This is a genomic window from Streptomyces sp. NBC_00388, from assembly GCF_036061255.1.
GTDB lineage: Bacteria > Actinomycetota > Actinomycetes > Streptomycetales > Streptomycetaceae > Streptomyces.
Genome location: NZ_CP107948.1, coordinates 2825258 through 2842867, shown reverse-complemented (window position 1 = coordinate 2842867; position 17610 = coordinate 2825258). Strand labels below are relative to the sequence as shown.

Sequence of the window (17610 nt, the reverse complement as noted above, 5' to 3'; positions counted from 1 at the left end):
GACTTCGCTACAACACGCTCCGTACGGAATCAGTCACACGGTGCCTCCGTCGCGGGGCGCGCCGCAGCCGCCCGCAGGACCGCGCTCCTGCCGCGCTGAGCTGCGCCGGGTGCGCGCTCCCGGCCCCGTGCCCCGCGGGGCGCGAATGTGCGGGATCATGTCTGCCATGACGGAGGTGTCCTCGCTCACAGGGCGGCTGCTGGTTGCCACCCCCGCCCTGGCGGACCCGAATTTCGACCGCGCCGTGGTGCTCGTCCTCGACCACGACGCGGAGGGCTCGCTCGGCGTGATCCTCAACCGCCCGACCCCGGTCGCCGTCGGTGACGTCCTGGCGGGCTGGGAGCAGCTCACGGCGGAGCCCGGGGTCGTCTTCCAGGGCGGCCCGGTCTCGCTGGAGTCGGCGCTGGGCATCGCGGTGATCCCGGGCGGCAGCGGCGGCGCGCCGCGCGAGGTCGCGGCCATCGACGAGCCCACTCCCCGGCGCAGGCCGTGGGGTGACGCGGCCGCGGGGCTGCGGCGGCGCGCCGACCGGAACGACCCTGTCGGCTGGCGGCGGGTGCACGGCGCGATCGGCCTGGTCGATCTGGAGACCCCGCCCGAACTGCTCGCGGCGGCGCTCGGTTCGCTGCGGATCTTCGCCGGGTACGCGGGCTGGGGCCCGGGGCAGCTGGCCGCGGAGGTGACCGCGGGGGCCTGGTACGTGGTGGATTCCGAGCCCGGCGACGTGTCGTCGCCCGAGCCGGACGGGCTGTGGCGGTCGGTGCTGAGGCGCCAGCGGAGTGGTCTTGCGATGGTCGCCACCTATCCGGACGACCCTTCGCTGAACTGAAGGCGGACCGAGTCAGTACCCTTGGCCCCCATGAGCACTCTTGAGCCCGAGCGCGGGGCAGGTACGGGGACCCTCGTAGAGCCGACGCCGCAGGTGTCGAACGGCGACGGCGACCACGAGCGCTTCGCCCACTATGTCCAGAAGGACAAGATCATGGCGAGCGCGCTGGAAGGCACGCCTGTGGTCGCACTGTGCGGCAAGGTCTGGGTGCCGGGCCGCGACCCGAAGAAGTATCCGGTCTGCCCCATGTGCAAGGAGATCTACGAGTCCATGGGCGCCGGAGGCGACAAGGACAAGGGCGGCAAGGACGGCGGCAAGAAGTAACACCCCGTTCCACCGCGGGCGTACGGCGCGGCCCCGCCCCTCCTCCGGGAGGCGGGCCGCCGCCGTCGCGTGCCCGGGCCGGCCGGCCGGCCCTGCCCCGGCCGTCGCACCCACGTGCCGCGCTTCCTCCGCAGGTCGGCGCCGCGTCCTGCCGTCCGCCCGGTCCGTCAGGCGCTCCCGCGCTTTGCCGCCCAATTGGTCTATGCCACTTGCCGGTAGGTCCGGCAGGATGGGCGCATGGATCTGATTCCCGCGCCTCTCGGCGCACAGGACACGCAGGACACCGGGGCGTTCACCGTGGACGCCGCGACGGTCGTCGACTCCGGCCCTGGCACCGAGGGGGTCACCCGGTGGCTGCGCCAGGCGCTCGGTGACGCGACCGGACTGCCCCTCGGGCCGGCCTCCGTGTCCGGTCCCGCTTCCGGGGAGGGTGCCGCCGGCGGGGTGATCCGGCTGCGGATCGACACCGCGGCCCCGCTCGGTCCCGAGGGATACGCGCTCCGCGTCGACGGCGAGGGTGTCCTCCTGCGCGGCGGCAGCGCGGCCGGCCTGTTCTGGGGTGCGCAGACGCTGCGTCAGCTGTTCGGCCCCGGCGCCTTCCGGCGGGCGCCGCTGCGCCCGGGCGCCCCGTGGCGGCTCCCCGCCTGCTCCATCGAGGACCGCCCCCGGTTCGCCTGGCGCGGCATGATGCTCGACGTGGCACGGCACTTCATGCCCAAGGAAGGCGTGCTGCGCTACCTCGACCTCCTCGCCGCCCACAAGCTCAACGTCTTCCACTTCCATCTCACCGACGACCAGGGCTGGCGCATCGAGATCAAGCGCTACCCGCTGCTGACCGAGGTCGGCGCCTGGCGCTCGCGTACGAAGTGGGGACACCGCGCCTCACCGCTCTGGGACGAGAAGCCGCACGGCGGTTACTACACCCAGGACGACATCCGGGAGATCGTCGCGTACGCGGCCGAACGGCACATCACCGTCGTTCCCGAGATCGACGTCCCGGGGCACTCGCAGGCCGCCATCGCCGCCTATCCGGAGCTCGGCAACGCCGACGTCATCGACACGTCCGCCCTGACCGTGTGGGACACCTGGGGGGTCAACCCCAATGTGCTCGCCCCGGCGGAGAGTTCGCTGCGCTTCTACGAGGGCGTACTGGAGGAGGTCCTCGCCCTCTTCCCCTCGCCCTTCATCCACCTCGGCGGCGACGAGTGCCCCAAGGAGCAGTGGAGGAAGTCGGCGGCAGCCCAGGCGAAGATCGAAGAGCTGGGCCTCGGCGACGAGGACGGGCTCCAGGCGTGGTTCATCCGGCACTTCGACGGCTGGCTCGCCGAGCGGGGCCGCCGCCTCATCGGCTGGGACGAGATCCTGGAGGGCGGTCTCGCGCCCGGCGCGACCGTCTCGTCCTGGCGCGGTTACGCGGGCGGGATCGCCGCGGCCGAGGCAGGCCACGACGTGGTCATGTGCCCCGAGCAGCAGGTGTATCTGAACTTCCGCGAGGACGGTGCCGAGGACGAGCCGATGCCCATCGGCTGGGTCCGCACCCTGGAGGACGTCTACCGCTTCGAACCCGTACCGCCGCAGCTGGGCCCGGAGGCAGCCACCCATGTCCTCGGCACCCAGGCCAACCTCTGGACCGAGGTGACGGAGAACCAGAGCCGGGTGGACTACCAGCTGTTCCCGAGGCTCGCCGCCTTCGCCGAGGTCGCCTGGTCGGCGCTGCCGGAGCCGGCCGCCCGGGACTTCGCCGGGTTCTCCCACCGGATGGTGGCGCACTACGCCCGGCTCGACGCGCTCGGCGTCCAGTACCGTCCGCCCGGCGGCCCGTTGCCCGCGCAGCGCCGCCCCGCGCCGGACGGGCTGACCGCGGCGGATCTCGGACGCCCGATCGAGGGACCGCCCCCGAACGTGTGAGCGCGTGGCCGGGTGGGTGCCGGCTTCCCGCCCCTCCGGAACGGTGAACCTCCGGGCCGAACAACTCGGGCAACGCGTGCAGAAGAGCGGTAATGGGCAGTTCGCGGCCATCCCGCGTGAATGCGGACGTTCAGTCTGGGAAGGGATGGATCTGCCCTTCGCGGACCCTCCCGTCGGGCAGTCCGGAAGATGTGCCAGAGTTGCCACGTCCGGGCTCCGAGCACGTACCGTACGGCGCAACAGGCGGGACAGCCGGGACACCGGGAAGGGGCAGCTGGGTTGACCACGCACGCACCGCAGGCGGCGCAGTCCGTGACGCTGCCGGCGTCGCTCGACGAGGCTGTGACGGCACTGACGGCCATGCCTGCCGCCGTCCCCGTCGCGGGTGGCACCGATCTGATGGCAGCGGTGAACTCGGGGCTCCTGCGGCCCACGGGACTCGTCGGGCTCGGCCGGATCAGCGAGATCCGCGGCTGGCACTACCAGGACGGCCACGCCCTGCTCGGCGCCGGCCTCACCCACGCCCGGATGGGGCGGCCGGACTTCGCCGCGCTCATCCCCGCACTGGCCGCAGCCGCGCGCGCCGCGGGCCCGCCGCAGATCCGCAACGCGGGCACGCTCGGCGGCAACATCGTCACCGCCGCGCCGACCGGCGACGCGCTGCCCGTCCTCGCCGCGCTGGAGGCCACCCTGGTCGTCGCGGGACCGGACGGCTCCCGCCGCGAGACCCCGGTGTCGCACCTGCTCGCGGGGCGGGACATGCTCCAGCCCGCCGAACTCGTGGGCTTCGTACGGGTGCCGCTGCTGCACGCGCCCCAGGTCTTCCTCAAGGCCACCGGGCGTACCGGCCCCGGCCGCGCCACCGCGTCGGTAGCGGTGGTCCTCGACCCGGCAAGGCGCGGCGTCCGCTGCGCGGTCGGAGCCGTCGCACCGATGCCGCTGCGGCCCATGGAGGCCGAGCAGTGGATCGCCTCGCTCATCGACTGGGACGGGGAGCGCGGGCTGGCGCAGGAGGCGCTCACCGCCTTCGGTGAGTACGTCGCCGCCGCCTGCATCCCCGAAGCGGCACCGCCCCCCGACGGGGGAGAGGCGCAGCCGCTGCCTCCGGCCGTACTGCACCTGCGGCGGACCGTCGCCGCACTGGCCCGGCGAGCACTGGGGAGGGCACTCTCGTGACCACCAACGACGACCGGGGCGGCTGGCAGCCGGTCCCGCAGGGCGGCGAGTACGACGCCGAGGCCACCGCGTTCGTACAGCTCCCCGACGACATGGACCCGTCCGGCGCCCCGCTGGCCGCGCCGGGTCACGGCTACGTACCGCCGATGATCCTGCCGCTGACCCCAGCGGCGGGCACCGACCCGGGTGCCACCGGACAGTGGTCGGTGCCGCAGATGCCGCAGGCGCCCGGGCAGCAGCCCGATCCGTCGCAGCAGCCGCACCAGCACCCCGACGCGCACCAGCAGGCGCATCAGCCGCAGGCCCCCGGGACGCCCTACTGGCCGGAGCCCGCGCAGGACCCGTACGCCGGGCAGGCGTACCCGCAGGACCCCAGGGCCACGGGCCAGTGGACGTTCGCCGACGCACAGGGCTCGCACGTCCCCGAACAGCCGCACCACCAGCAGCATCAGCACGGCGGGGATCTCACAGGACAGTGGACGATCCCGGTCGCCGAGGGGGACGTCCCCGAGGAGTCCGGCGAGTACACCGCCTCCTCGCTGGCGCGCCCGGCGACGCTGCCCGGCGGCGCGCCCGCGCCGTGGGCCGTACCCGCGGAGCCCGAGGCGGACCAGGGGACCCCGGCGGACGGCACCCCCGTACCCCAGGACGAACAGGGGCTGCCCGCCGAACCGTCCGCCGGGGCGGAACCGGCCGGGGTGGAACCGGCCGGAGCGGCCGGCGAACCGGACGCACCGGAGGCCGGTTACGAACCGGAGCCGCCTGACGAAGCCGGTTACGGAACGGACCGTGACGGCGAGCCCGGGCCCGGCGCCGAACAGGGCCCGCACGACGCGCAGATCCCGCACGACGCGCAGATCCCGCACCCGGCTCCGGCTCCTGACGTCCCGGCCCCCCGCGCGGCCGAGTCCGGCGCACCGCCCGTGGCGGAGCCGCAGACCGCCCCGCCCGCGCCCGGTCCCGACCCGGCGCACCACGATCCCGCTACCGCGCCCGGTGAGCCCCCCGCTGCCGCCTGGAGCGAGCACACGCCCGCCTCCTACGTCCTGCGCGTGAACGGCACCGACCGCCCCGTCACGGACGCCTGGATCGGCGAGTCGCTGCTCTACGTCCTGCGGGAGCGGCTCGGCCTCGCGGGTGCCAAGGACGGCTGCTCGCAGGGCGAGTGCGGAGCCTGCAACGTCCAGGTGGACGGCCGCCTCGTCGCGTCCTGCCTGGTCCCCGCGGCCACCACGGCGGGCTCCGAGGTCCGTACGGTCGAGGGCCTCGCCGTCAACGGCGAACCCTCGGACGTGCAGCGGGCGCTCGCCGAGTGCGGAGCCGTCCAGTGCGGCTTCTGCATCCCGGGCATGGCGATGACGGTCCACGACCTCCTGGAGGGCAACCACGCCCCGACGGAGCTCGAAACAAGACAGGCCCTGTGCGGCAACCTCTGCCGCTGCTCCGGCTACCGGGGTGTGCTGGACGCGGTGGGCGAGGTGGTCGCCGGGCGTGCGGCGACCGGCGCCGCGACCGAAGAGGCCCGTATCCCGCACCAGGCAGCACCCGGGTCCGGCGGCATGCAGCCGGCCAACCCGCAGCAGCACGACGGAGGCATGGCGTGAGCAGCGACGCGGCCACCGCGGCCACCGCGAACACCCCGGAGACGGAGGGCCCGGAGCAGGAGCCGCCGGCGCACGGGCTCGGCGCCTCGCTGGCCCCGGCCGACGCCCGCGCGAAGACCGAGGGCACCTTCCCCTACGCGTCCGACCTGTGGGCCGAGGGCCTCCTCTGGGCGGCCGTGCTGCGCTCCGCGCACCCGCACGCCCGGATCCTCTCCATCGACACGTCCGAGGCGTCCGCGATGCCCGGCGTCCGCGCGGTGGTCACGCACGCCGACATCCCCGGCGATGCCGCCCACGGCCGCACGGTCGCCGACCGGCCCGTCTTCGCCTCCGAACTGGTCCGCCACCACGGCGAGGCCATCGCCGCGGTCGCCGCCGACCACCCGGACACCGCCCGGCTCGCCGCTGCCGCCATCGCGGTCGAGTACGAGGTGCTGGAACCGGTCACCGACCCGGAACAGGCCTTCGAGGCCGAACCGCTGCACCCCGACGGCAATCTGATCCGCCACATCCCGCTGCGGTTCGGAGACCCGGACATCACCGGCGAGGTCATCGTCGAAGGCCTCTACCGGATCGGCCGCCAGGACCCGGCCCCCATCGGGGCCGAGGCCGGACTCGCCGTGCCCCGGCCCGACGGCGGGGTCGAGATCTACACGGCCTCGACCGACCCGCACACCGACCGCGATCTGGCCGCCGCCTGCTTCGGCCTGGAGCCCGACCGGGTCAAGGTCGTGGTGACCGGGGTGCCAGGCGCGACCGGTGACCGCGAGGACACCAGCTTCCAGCTCCCGCTCGGTCTGCTCGCGCTGAAGACCGGCTGCCCGGTCAAGCTGGCCGCGACCCGCGAGGAGTCCTTCCTCGGCCACGCCCACCGCCACCCCACCCTGCTGCGCTACCGCCACCACGCGGACGCCGACGGCCGCCTGGTGAAGGTCGAGGCGCAGATCCTGCTGGACGCGGGGGCGTACGCCGACGCCTCGTCCGAATCGCTTGCGGCGGCCGTCGCGTTCGCCTGCGGTCCCTACGTCGTCCCGCACGCCTTCATCGAGGGCTGGGCGGTCCGTACGAACAACCCGCCGTCCGGCCACGTCCGCGGCGAGGGCGCGCTCCAGGTCTGCGCCGCGTACGAGGGCCAGATGGACAAGCTCGCGGCGAGACTCTCCATGGACCCGGCGGAACTGCGGCTGCGCAACGTGCTGGCCACCGGGGACCTGCTGCCCACGGGACAGCCCGTCACCTGCCCGGCCCCCGTCGCCGAACTGCTGCACGCCGTCAAGGACTTCCCGCTGCCCGCGCTGCCCAAGGACACCCCGGAGGACGACTGGCTGCTGCCCGGCGGCCCGGAGGGTGCGGGCGAGCCCGGCGCGGTGCGCCGCGGGGTCGGCTACGCGCTGGGCATGGTCCACATGCTCGGCGCCGAGGGAGCCGACGAGGTCTCCACGGCCACGGTCAAGGTCCACGACGGCGTCGCCACGGTCATCTGCGCCGCGGTCGAGACCGGCCAGGGCTTCTCCACGCTGGCCCGGCAGATCGTCCAGGACACCCTCGGTATCGAGGAGGTCCATGTCGCGTCGGTCGACACCGACCAGCCCCCGGCCGGGCCCGCCACGCACGGCAGGCACACCTGGGTCTCCGGCGGCGCGGTGGAGCGGGCGGCGAAGATGGTCCGTACCCAGCTGCTCCAGCCGCTGGCCCACCAGTTCGGCATGTCCACCGAGCTGCTCCAGATCGCCGACGGCAAGATCACCTCGTACGACGGGGTGCTCTCCACGACGGTCACCGAGGCCATGGACGGCAAGGAGCTCTGGGCGACCGCCCAGTGCCGCCCCCATCCGACCGAGCCGCTCGACGAGTCGGGCCAGGGCGACGCCTTCGTCGGTCTCGCCTTCTGCGCGATCCGCGCGGTGGTGGACGTCGACATCGAACTCGGCTCGGTCCGGGTCGTGGAGATGGCCGTCGCCCAGGATGTCGGCCGGGTCCTCAACCCGCGGCTGCTCGCCTCCCGTATCGAGGCGGGCGTCACCCAGGGCGTCGGCGCGGCCCTCACCGAGAACCTCCGTACGACACGGGGCGTGGTCCGCCACCCGGACCTCACCGGTTACGCGCTGCCCACCTCCCTGGACACGCCGGACATCCGCATCGTGAAACTCATCGAGGAACGCGACGTGGTGGCCTCGTTCGGCGCGAAGGCGGCGAGCGCGGTGCCGGTGGTCACGTCTCCCGCCGCGGTGGCGGCAGCGGTCCGGGCCGCGACCGGGCGCCCGGTCAGCCGGCTCCCGATCCGGCCGCAGGCCGCGGTGGTCACGGGCTGAGGGCTCCGGGGGCGCCGCCCCCGGGCCGCCGGTTCCTTTCTCCTCCGCTGTGCGCGGCCCCGGGGGCCGACCGGACCCTGCCGGCCGCAGCACACCAACTCCCTTCCCGCAGTCGGTTCGTGCGCACATCACACATATGGGCCCTCCCGCACCGCCCGGAGGATGCCGCTTTCCGCTCAGGGGTAGTGCTGCTCTGATCAGCGACCTCTCGGGAAGGGCCGAACGTCAGTGTCAAAGCCTTTTGAATTGCCGGAGTTCTACCTGCCGCATCCGGCCAGGCTGAATCCCCATCTCGAAGAGGCCAGAGCCCATACCAAGCAGTGGGCCAGGGACATGGGAATGCTGGAGGGCTCCGGGATCTGGGACGAGCACGACCTCGACTCCCACGACTACGCCCTGCTCTGCGCGTACACCCACCCGGACTGCGGCGGACCCGAGCTGTCGCTCGTGACCGACTGGTACGTGTGGGTGTTCTTCTTCGACGACCACTTCCTTGAGGAGTTCAAGCGGTCGCAGGACCGGAAGGGCGGAAAGGCCTATCTGGACCGGCTGCCCGCCTTCATGCCGATGGATCTGGCCGACGGGTTCCCCGAGCCGCAGAACCAGGTCGAGGCGGGCCTCGCCGACCTCTGGGCGCGGACTGTCCCCCGTATGTCCATGGAGTGGCGGGAACGCTTCGCCGTGAGCACGGAGAACCTGCTCAACGAGTCCCTCTGGGAGCTCTCCAACATCAACGCGGGACGCGTCTCCAACCCGGTCGAGTACATCGAGATGCGGCGCAAGGTCGGCGGTGCGCCCTGGTCCGCGGGGCTCATCGAGTACGCGACGGGCGCGGAGGTCCCCGCGGTCATCGCGGGCTCGCGCCCGCTGCGCGTCCTGAAGGACACGTTCTCCGACGGCGTGCACCTGCGCAACGACCTCTTCTCGTACGAACGGGAGATCCAGGAGGAGGGCGAACTCAGCAACGGCGTCCTGGTGCTGGAGACCTTCCTGGGCTGCACGACCCAGGAGGCCGCGGAGGCGGTCAACGACCTGCTCACCGCGCGGCTCCACCAGTTCGAGAACACCTTCTTCACCGAACTCGGCCCGCTGTTCGCCGAGTTCGGTGTCGACCCGAAGGGCGCCGCCGAGACACTCACCTATGTGAAGGGGCTCCAGGACTGGCAGTCCGGCGGCCACGAGTGGCACATGCGCTCAAGCCGCTACATGAACGACGGCGGGGCGGTGGCGGAGTCCGGGATGCCGCTCGGGCCGCTGGGGCTCGGCACCTCCGCAGCGGACATCAAGAAGCTCTTCGGGAAGACCGGCGCCGGCCGTCTCCGCAACCACCTGCACGTCCCGCACCAGCGCGTCGGGCCGTCCCGCCTCCCCGACTTCGACATGCCGTTCGCGCTCACGCTCTCCCCGCATCTGGATGCCGCACGGCGCAATCTCGTCGCGTGGGCGCACCGGATGCGGATGCTCGACGACATCTGGGACGAGCGGCAGCTCATCGGGTACGACTTCCCGATCTGCTCGGCGGGCATCGACCCGGACGCCACGGCGGATGAGCTGGACCTGTCGTCCGGCTGGCTGGCCTGGGGGACGTACGCCGACGACTACTTCCCGCTGGTGTACGGGCGCACCCGGGACCTCGCGGGTGCCAAGGCGCAGAACGAGCGGTTCTCGCTCTTCATGCCGCTGGAGGGGGAGGCGCCCCCGCCGGAGAACGTCATGGAGCGGGCGCTGGCCGACCTGTGGGCGCGTACGGCGGCCCCGATGGACGAGACAGCCAGGCGTACCTTCCGTACCGCCGTCGAGAACATGACGGCCAGCTGGCTCTGGGAGCTGTCCAACCAGGCGCAGCACCGCATCCCGGAGCCGGTCGACTACATCGAGATGCGCCGGATGACCTTCGGCTCCGATCTGACGATGTCCCTGGCCCGGCTCGGGCAGGGGCACCGGATCCCGGACGAGGTCTTCCGCAGCGGCCCGGTGAAGTCGCTGGAGAGTTCGGCCGCCGACTACGCCTGCCTGATGAACGACGTCTTCTCGTACCAGAAGGAGATCGAGTTCGAGGGGGAGGTGCACAACTGCGTCCTGGTCGTCCAGGCGTTCTTCGACATCGACTACCCGACCGCGCTGGCCATGGTCGACGACCTCATGGTGTCGCGCATGCGGCAGTTCCAGCATGTGGCCGAGCACGAGATCCCGGTCGTCTGCGAGGACTTCGGGCTGGACGAGCAGGCCCGTGACGCACTGCGTTCCTATGTGCGGGGGCTGGAGGACTGGATGGCGGCCATCCTGAACTGGCACCGCGTGACCCGCAGGTACGCGGAGGCCGACCTGCTCGCCGGCGGCCCGGGATCCCGCTATCTGCCGCCCGCGTCCACCGGGCTCGGTATGGCGGCCCTGGGCCTGGCGGAGCTGGTCGGCCGCGGGTGAGGCGGCGCCCGGAGGGGTCGCCGCCCCTCCGGGCCCGCCCGGCACCCGGACGCCACGGTCGCATGTCCAGTTTGCGGCGTATTTCCTATAGTGGGCTGCGTCCTGCACCCCGATGAGGAGTCAGCCGTATGAGCAATCTGTTCGTCGTCGCCTACAACGATCTCGACACCGCCAATCAGGTCCGCGACAAGCTCATCGCGCTGAGCCGTCAGCACCTCGTCGAGCTTGAGGACGTGGTCGTGGTCGAGCGCCGGGAGGCCGACGGCAGGATCAAGCTGCACCAGGGCGTGAACCTCGCCGCTGCGGGAGCGACCGGCGGGGCGCTCTGGGGCGGGCTCATCGGGCTGCTCTTCCTGGCACCGCTGCTCGGCGCCGCCGTCGGGGCGGCGGCGGGCGCGGCCGGCGGCGCCGTCAGTGACACCGGGGTGAACGACGACTTCATGCGCGAGGTCAGTGCGAACCTCCGCCCGGGGGCCGCCGCGCTCTTCGCGCTGGCCAAGTCGGACGCGGTCGACAAGGTCGTGAACCAGCTGGCACCGTTCGGCGGCCAGCTGGTGCAGACGTCACTCTCCTCGGAGGACGAGGAGCACCTCAAGGCGATGGCCCAGGCGGCGCGGGGCGGCAGTGCGGAACAGCCGACGACGAGGCCGGAGGGGCATCCGGAGTCGATGGCCCAGGCGGCGCGGGGCAAGGACACCGAGCAGCCGACGACGAGGCCCCAGGCCTGAGTCCCGGGCGTTGCGACGGGGGTCCGGGCAGGGCCGGACACGTATCCCGGCCCGCCCCGCCGCACACCGGGCGGTCAGGCAGGTACTTCCCGGCAGTCCGCCGCCCCGACGACCCGCGTGTCGACGGTGATGCCACCGTGCGGGCGTCCGCCGGCGATCGCCGCCGCCCGCAGGCAGAAGTGCACCCACATGTTGAACTGGATCTCCTTGGAGAGCCTGAGCCGGCAGTACAGCACGTCCGCCAGCCGGTCACCTGCCCGGGACCAGGCCTCGATCCCGAAGGAGAGCAGCTCGCCCTCCCGGCGCGCCCGGAACTCGATCTGGCCGGCTTCGAGATGCCCCCGCAGCGTTCCGAACCTGAACGAGACCGGGTCGCGGTGCAGTACACGGACGGGCCCGTCCCACGGTCCGGGCATCCGTACCCGGTATTCGTCGCCGACCTGAATGGTCCCGGCGGACCCTGCCGTCTTGTCGAACACGGCGGCGCTGGACGGGGCCGCCCGGTTCAGGTCGGCCATGACGGCGCCCATCAGCTCCTGGGGACTCGCCCCGCTGCCCTCGATCAGGACGGAGAAGCGCCGGTGGAGCATGGGCCCCACGCCGTCCGTCAGTCGTTTGCTGCGCCGGTCCACCAGCGCGGCGGGCACGGCGGGAGGCAGGTCGCTGCTGTCGCCGGCCGACTCGCTGCGGTGCAGTGCGCAGACCCGCCAGAGATAGTTCCAGGACGTGATGGCCATCCCGGCGGGGAACCGCAGGAGGACCCCGATCCGGCGCCGGCGGGACGCCTGCCACGGTTGCTCGGTATGCGCTGACGTCATAGCGTTCACGATACGGTCAAAGTCGGCATTACATACTTTTCCGTACCTGATCGCTCCGGCGACGTCCTCGTCCCCGCGCGGTACGCCCTGATCCAGTGGTAGGCACGCAGTGGTAGGCACGTTGAGCAGTGGGAGGCATGGTGCAGATCTCGCGGGTGCTGAGCCGCGCAGGAGTGCGCGGCGCCCACATGGAGGTGGCCGCGATGGCCGGGGTCGCGGTCTGTATCGGGTTCTGGATGCGGGCCAAGGGATACGACCAGGACGAGCGGGGAAACGCGGAGCGGCGGGCACTGTTCGTCGGCCTCTGGCCCGCCACGCTGTGGCTCATCGGCCAGTCCGTCCGCGAATTCGAGCGGACCGGGCAGTCCGGTTAGCCGGGCGGTCCGTGCCGGTCGGTCTGTGCCGGGCAGCCCGATTGGTCAGCCCGTCCGTGCCGGCGTCAGTCCGTTCGTGTCGGTCCGTCCGTGCCGGGCGGTCCGGTTGGCGCGTCCGTCCGCTGGCGCCGGTCCGCGGAGTTCTCCAGTGAGGGGCGTCCATGCTGCGTGAAAGGCGACTCCACGGCGAGGACGCCGCGTCGGTGCTGCACTCCCTGGCCGGCCGTACGGTCAACTACTCCCTGCCGCGCGGCGAAGCGCCCGCACGGGAGGAGGGGTGGCACATCGACTCGCTCCGGCGGCTGCTCGCCCACGAGCGGCCCGGTGACCCGGAGCCCGGCGGGGCCTGGGACATCGCCTGCCGGCTGGTGCGCGACTACCAGTTCCCCGAACCGGGCATCCTCCGTGCGCTCTACCACCAGGGCGACACCCTGCTCGGGCGGGACATCCTGCTGGAGGGGCGCTTCCTCGGCCTCCGCTTCGACATGGGGGTCAGGATCACGTCGGTCACCGACGAACAGCAGGGCGCGGGGGAGACCGCGCGGCGGGTCTGGGGGTGGGGCTACCGGACCCTGGAGGGGCATCTGGAGGAGGGGGAGCTGCTCTACCAGGTCATCAAGCACCTGCACTCCGGCGCTGTCGAGTTCCTGATCACCGGATACTCGCGGCGGGCGCCGATCCGTAATCCCGTCGTCCGTGCGGGCTTCGTCCTGTTCGGCCGCATGACGCAGCGCCGCTTCTACCGCGCCAGCGCCGACCGGCTGCGGAGCCTGACCCGCGCCGAACTGCTCGGCGCCCCGCCGGCCCGGCCGCAGCCCTCTCCGGCGGGCGACGGCCTCGTCATCGTGCCGAGCGTCTCGGCCACGACCTAGAGCCAGGTCGGGCCGTGCCTCCCCCGGATACGGTGCGGTCACCCGGGCGGGAACAACCGGGGGGGGGACCCCGGCCCCCGGACCCCCGGCCGGGAACAACCAGGGGGGGGCGTCCGTACTCGGAGGCCGTGGCGGGAATCGAACCCACGTGCTGCGTCTTTCCGGGGGCGGCCCCCGGACCCCCGGCCGGGAACAACCAGGGGGGCGGGCGTCCGTACTGGGAGGCCGTGGCGGGAATCGAACCCACGTGCTGCGTCTTTCCGGGGGCGACCCCCGGGCCCCCGGCCGGGAACAACCAGGGGGACGGGCGTCCGTACTCGGAGGCCGTGGCGGGAATCGAACCCACGTGCTGCGTCTTTCCGGGGGCGACCCCCGGACCCCCGGCCGGGAACAACCAAGGGGGCGGGCGTCCGTACTCGGAGGCCGTGGCGGGAATCGAACCCACGTAACTCGCTTTGCAGGCGAGTCCCTAAACCACTCGGGCACACGGCCGGACACTCGATCGGCTCCGTCCGACTGCTCAGGACCGATCCAGTACGCCGACCGTAGGCGCCCCGCACCCCAGGCCTCAAGACCGCCGGGCGCCCCGCAACGTGACTGCCATGCCGCGTTCATGGTCGTACGACCAAGGGACGAGACGGACCCCGCCTCCCGACAGGGTTCCTCCGGGGTTTCGCCTCTTACTCTGGTTCCATGACCGCCCTGGAATCCCGCGACGCCGAGGTCGCATCCGCCACCGTGCCCGCAGACCCCTCCACCCCTGTGACCGGCGGGATTCTCGGCAGCGCGCACCGGGCCCTCAGCATCGGCATCGTCACCGTCGTCCTGCTCATCGCCTTCGAGGCGACCGCCGTCGGCACCGCGATGCCGGTTGCGGCGCGGGAGCTGCACGGCGTCGCGCTCTACGCCTTCGCGTTCTCCGCGTACTTCACCACTTCCCTCTTCGCGATGGTGCTCTCCGGCCAGTGGGCCGACCGGAACGGACCGCTGCGCCCCCTCGCCACCGGGATCACCGCCTTCGCGGCCGGACTGCTGCTCTCCGGTACGGCGTCCACGATGTGGATCTTCGTCGCAGGGCGGGCGGTGCAGGGCGTCGGCGGCGGGCTGGTCATCGTCGCGCTGTACGTCGTCGTCAGCCGCGCCTACCCGGAGCGGCTGCGGCCCTCGATCATGGCCGCCTTCGCCGCGAGCTGGGTGGTCCCCTCCGTCGTCGGGCCGCTCGCCGCCGGGGCGGTCACCGAACATCTCGGCTGGCGCTGGGTCTTCATCGCGATCCCGGTTCTGGTGGTGCCGCCGCTCGTTCTGGCGCTGCCAGCCATCCGCCGCAAGGCGGCGGGCCCCGCCGACCCCGCCATGCCCGCGCCCGCCTTCGACGGGCGGCGCATCCGGCTCGCGCTCGGGATCTCGGTGGGGGCCGGGCTGCTCCAGTACGCGGGCCAGGACCTGCGGTGGCTGTCGCTCGTCCCGGCCGTGGCGGGCACAGCGCTGCTGGTCCCGGCCGTGCTCGGGCTGCTGCCGCGCGGTACCTGCCGCGCGGCGCGCGGGTTGCCTTCCGTGGTGCTGCTGCGCGGGATCGCGGCGGGGGCGTTCGTCGCCGCCGAGAGCTTCGTCCCGCTGATGCTGGTCACCCAGCGCGGGCTCTCGCCCACGCTGGCCGGTCTCTCTCTGGCGGCCGGCGGCGGGACCTGGGCGCTCGGCTCGTACGTGCAGTCCCGGCCGCGCATGGAGCCGTACCGGCAGCGGCTGATGGTGACGAGCATGGTCCTCGTCGCGGCGGCCATCCTGGCCGCGCCGAGCGTCCTGTTCCCCTCCGTCCCGGCCTGGACGGTCGCCGTGGCCTGGGCGTTCGGCTGCTACGGGATGGGCACGGTCGTCGCGTCGACGAGCGTGATGATGCTGGAGCTGTCCGCCCCGGAGGAGGCGGGCGCGAACTCGGCCGCCCTGCAGATCTCGGACGGCCTCTCGAACGCGCTGCTGCTCGCGGCGGGCGGCGCGGCCTTCGCCGCGCTGGGCGGAGGAGCGGTGGGCATCCTGCACGACGGGGCGTCCGCCCCGCACCCCGCGGCGTTCGCTGCGGTGTTCCTGCCGATGGCGGCGGTGGCCCTGGCGGGGGCGTGGGTGGCCACCCGGCTGCGCACCGACTGAGCGGTACCACTCCGGGCGCCCGGCCTGGGTGTCCTGTGCCGTCTCCCTCACCATGGACGGCGTGCAGTTGCGCCCTGACAGCGATGCGGCCGAGTGGCCGGTGATCGCGGTAGCCGCCGGGCGCACGGGAGTGGTCAGGGAGTTCTCCCACGAACTGCGCGCCCTCGCGGAGCGATCCCGGCCCCGGCGAGTGAGCCGGGTCTCATCGTGCAGGGGGCGGCGCCGTTCGCGCCGGGGGCCGACCGGGCCGCAGGTAGGGTGGCCCGGTTGTCGTACCGACGCCCCGTGCACCTCTGAGAACCGACGGAGACCGTGACTACTACCGCCTCCCACCACCTCTCACCCGCCTTCCCCGGCCGCGCCCCCTGGGGCACCGCCAGCAAGCTGCGCGCCTGGCAGGAAGGCGCGCTGGAGCGCTACCTCCATGAGCAGCCCCGTGACTTCCTCGCGGTCGCGACCCCGGGCGCGGGGAAGACCACCTTCGCGCTGACGCTCGCGTCCTGGCTGCTGCATCACCACGTCGTGCAGCAGATCACCGTTGTCGCGCCGACGGAGCACCTGAAGAAGCAGTGGGCGGAGGCCGCCGCCCGGATAGGGATCAAGCTCGACCCGGACTACAGCGCGGGGCCCCTGAGCAAGGACTACGACGGTGTCGCGGTCACGTACGCCGGTGTCGGCGTACGCCCGATGCTGCACCGCAACCGCTGCGAGCAGCGCAAGACGCTGGTGATCCTCGACGAGATCCACCACGCGGGCGACAGCAAGTCCTGGGGGGAGGCGTGCCAGGAGGCGTTCGACCCGGCGACCCGGCGGCTCGCGCTGACCGGTACGCCCTTCCGCTCGGACACCAACCCGATCCCCTTCGTCGCGTACGAGGAGGGCAACGACGGCATCCGGCGCTCGTCCGCCGACTACACGTACGGCTACGGCAACGCGCTCGCCGACGGCGTCGTCCGCCCGGTGATCTTCCTCAGCTACAGCGGCAACATGCGCTGGCGCACCAAGGCGGGCGACGAGATCGCCGCCCGGCTCGGCGAGCCGATGACCAAGGACGCCATCGGCCAGGCCTGGCGCACCGCGCTCGCGCCGACCGGTGAGTGGATCCCGAACGTGCTGCGCGCCGCCGACCAGCGCCTCACCGAGGTCCGCAAGGGCATCCCGGACGCCGGCGGGCTCGTCATCGCCTCCGACCAGGACACCGCCCGCGAGTACGCCAAGATCCTCCGGAAGATCACCGGCGACCGGCCCGCGGTGGTCCTCTCCGACGAGAAGGCCGCGTCGAAGAAGATCGACCAGTTCGCCGCCGACGAGTCCCGCTGGATGGTCGCGGTCCGGATGGTGTCGGAGGGCGTCGACGTACCGCGTCTCGCCGTCGGTGTGTACGCCACCACCATCTCGACACCGCTCTTCTTCGCCCAGGCCGTGGGCCGCTTCGTGCGTTCCCGCAGGCGCGGTGAGACCGCGTCCGTCTTCGTGCCGACGATCCCGATGCTCCTCGACTTCGCGAACGAGATGGAGGTCGAGCGGGACCACGTACTCGACAAGCCCAAGAAGGGCAGCGACGAGGAGAACCCGTTCGCGGAGGAGGACAAGCTCCTCGCCGACGCGGAGAAGCTGGAGGACGAGGAGACCGAGGACCAACTGCCCTTCGAGGCACTCGAATCCGACGCGGTCTTCGACCGGGTGCTGTACGACGGCGCCGAGTTCGGGATGCAGGCACACCCGGGCAGCGAGGAGGAGCAGGACTACCTCGGCATCCCCGGCCTGCTGGAACCGGACCAGGTACAGCTGCTCCTCCAGAAGCGGCAGACCCGGCAGATCGCGCACAGCCGCCAGAAGCCGGCCGAGGAGGCCGACCTGCTGGAGAAGGCCGCCGAAGCACGCCCGGTCGTCACCCACAAGCAGCTGCTCGAACTGCGCAAGCAGCTCAACACCATGGTCTCCGCGTACACCCACCAGAGCGGCAAGCCGCACGGCGTGATCCACACCGAGCTGCGCCGCACCTGCGGGGGCCCGCCCAGCGCGGAGGCGACCGCCGGGCAGCTGAAGGAGCGCATCGCGAAGGTCCAGGAGTGGGCCACCCGGATGCGGTGAGG

The 17610-nt window shown here is 72.6% G+C and carries 13 protein-coding genes and 1 tRNA gene; 12 read left to right on the top strand and 2 right to left on the bottom strand.

Going from position 1 to position 17610, the window contains the following annotated elements; translation table 11 throughout:
• Positions 1 to 166: 166 nt before the first annotated feature.
• The 8 genes from OG917_RS12910 to OG917_RS12875 all read left to right on the top strand — a co-directional run bounded on the left by OG917_RS12910 (position 167) and on the right by OG917_RS12875 (position 11305).
• Positions 167 to 829, top strand: a complete 663-nt coding sequence (locus OG917_RS12910) for a YqgE/AlgH family protein (protein WP_328321847.1) — start codon at positions 167 to 169, stop codon at positions 827 to 829.
• 30 nt (positions 830 to 859) lie between these two features.
• A complete protein-coding gene (locus OG917_RS12905; protein ID WP_164266014.1) occupies positions 860 to 1153 on the top strand; it encodes a DUF3039 domain-containing protein in 294 nt (97 codons plus the stop codon).
• Positions 1154 to 1390: 237 nt separating this feature from the next.
• Complete coding sequence (locus OG917_RS12900) at positions 1391 to 3061, top strand: beta-N-acetylhexosaminidase (protein ID WP_328317730.1); 1671 nt, start codon at positions 1391 to 1393, stop codon at positions 3059 to 3061.
• A gap of 279 nt (positions 3062 to 3340) precedes the next feature.
• Positions 3341 to 4237: an FAD binding domain-containing protein gene (locus OG917_RS12895; RefSeq protein ID WP_328317729.1), complete on the top strand. Its 897-nt coding sequence runs from the start codon at positions 3341 to 3343 to the stop codon at positions 4235 to 4237.
• Positions 4234 to 5841, top strand: coding sequence for a 2Fe-2S iron-sulfur cluster-binding protein (locus OG917_RS12890; protein ID WP_328317728.1), 1608 nt, complete (start codon positions 4234 to 4236; stop codon positions 5839 to 5841). The genes OG917_RS12895 and OG917_RS12890 overlap by 4 nt, the downstream gene beginning before the upstream one ends.
• Positions 5838 to 8153, top strand: coding sequence for a xanthine dehydrogenase family protein molybdopterin-binding subunit (locus OG917_RS12885; RefSeq protein WP_328317727.1), 2316 nt, complete (start codon positions 5838 to 5840; stop codon positions 8151 to 8153). Before OG917_RS12890 ends, OG917_RS12885 begins: the two co-directional genes overlap by 4 nt.
• 228 nt (positions 8154 to 8381) lie before the next feature.
• Positions 8382 to 10577 carry a terpene synthase family protein gene (locus tag OG917_RS12880; protein ID WP_328317726.1) on the top strand — a complete coding sequence of 732 codons (2196 nt, stop codon included), beginning with the start codon at positions 8382 to 8384 and terminating at the stop codon, positions 10575 to 10577.
• Between the two features lie 128 nt (positions 10578 to 10705).
• On the top strand, positions 10706 to 11305 hold the full coding sequence (locus tag OG917_RS12875; protein ID WP_328317725.1) for a DUF1269 domain-containing protein: 600 nt from the start codon (positions 10706 to 10708) through the stop codon (positions 11303 to 11305).
• Between the two features lie 74 nt (positions 11306 to 11379).
• On the opposite strand, the gene OG917_RS12870 is transcribed toward OG917_RS12875, so the two are convergent.
• A complete protein-coding gene (locus OG917_RS12870) occupies positions 11380 to 12123 on the bottom strand; it encodes a DUF1990 family protein (RefSeq protein WP_328317724.1) in 744 nt (247 codons plus the stop codon).
• Between the two features lie 137 nt (positions 12124 to 12260).
• Between OG917_RS12870 and OG917_RS12865 the strand changes: the two genes are divergently transcribed.
• Positions 12261 to 12497 carry a hypothetical protein gene (locus OG917_RS12865; RefSeq protein ID WP_328317723.1) on the top strand — a complete coding sequence of 79 codons (237 nt, stop codon included), beginning with the start codon at positions 12261 to 12263 and terminating at the stop codon, positions 12495 to 12497.
• Between the two features lie 161 nt (positions 12498 to 12658).
• Complete coding sequence (locus OG917_RS12860; protein WP_328317722.1) at positions 12659 to 13369, top strand: DUF1990 family protein; 711 nt, start codon at positions 12659 to 12661, stop codon at positions 13367 to 13369.
• Between the two features lie 420 nt (positions 13370 to 13789).
• Here OG917_RS12860 and OG917_RS12855 read toward each other — a convergent pair.
• A tRNA-Cys gene (locus OG917_RS12855) sits at positions 13790 to 13861 on the bottom strand.
• A gap of 201 nt (positions 13862 to 14062) precedes the next feature.
• Between OG917_RS12855 and OG917_RS12850 the strand changes: the two genes are divergently transcribed.
• Together OG917_RS12850 and OG917_RS12845 are read left to right on the top strand one after the other, a co-directional pair.
• Entirely contained in the window at positions 14063 to 15514 is a 1452-nt protein-coding gene (locus OG917_RS12850; RefSeq protein ID WP_328317721.1) for an MFS transporter, read from the top strand.
• 312 nt (positions 15515 to 15826) lie between these two features.
• Positions 15827 to 17608, top strand: a complete 1782-nt coding sequence (locus OG917_RS12845; protein ID WP_328317720.1) for a DEAD/DEAH box helicase — start codon at positions 15827 to 15829, stop codon at positions 17606 to 17608.
• The last annotated feature ends 2 nt before the right edge of the window (positions 17609 to 17610 follow it).

Coding starts and splice junctions, on each gene's coding strand:
- OG917_RS12860 (WP_328317722.1), top strand. CDS start 12,659: ATGCTGCGTGAAAGGCGACTCCACGGCGAGGACGCCGCGTCGGTGCTG.
- OG917_RS12905 (WP_164266014.1), top strand. CDS start 860: ATGAGCACTCTTGAGCCCGAGCGCGGGGCAGGTACGGGGACCCTCGTA.
- OG917_RS12875 (WP_328317725.1), top strand. CDS start 10,706: ATGAGCAATCTGTTCGTCGTCGCCTACAACGATCTCGACACCGCCAAT.
- OG917_RS12900 (WP_328317730.1), top strand. CDS start 1,391: ATGGATCTGATTCCCGCGCCTCTCGGCGCACAGGACACGCAGGACACC.
- OG917_RS12865 (WP_328317723.1), top strand. CDS start 12,261: ATGGTGCAGATCTCGCGGGTGCTGAGCCGCGCAGGAGTGCGCGGCGCC.
- OG917_RS12870 (WP_328317724.1), bottom strand. CDS start 12,123: ATGACGTCAGCGCATACCGAGCAACCGTGGCAGGCGTCCCGCCGGCGC.
- OG917_RS12850 (WP_328317721.1), top strand. CDS start 14,063: ATGACCGCCCTGGAATCCCGCGACGCCGAGGTCGCATCCGCCACCGTG.
- OG917_RS12910 (WP_328321847.1), top strand. CDS start 167: ATGACGGAGGTGTCCTCGCTCACAGGGCGGCTGCTGGTTGCCACCCCC.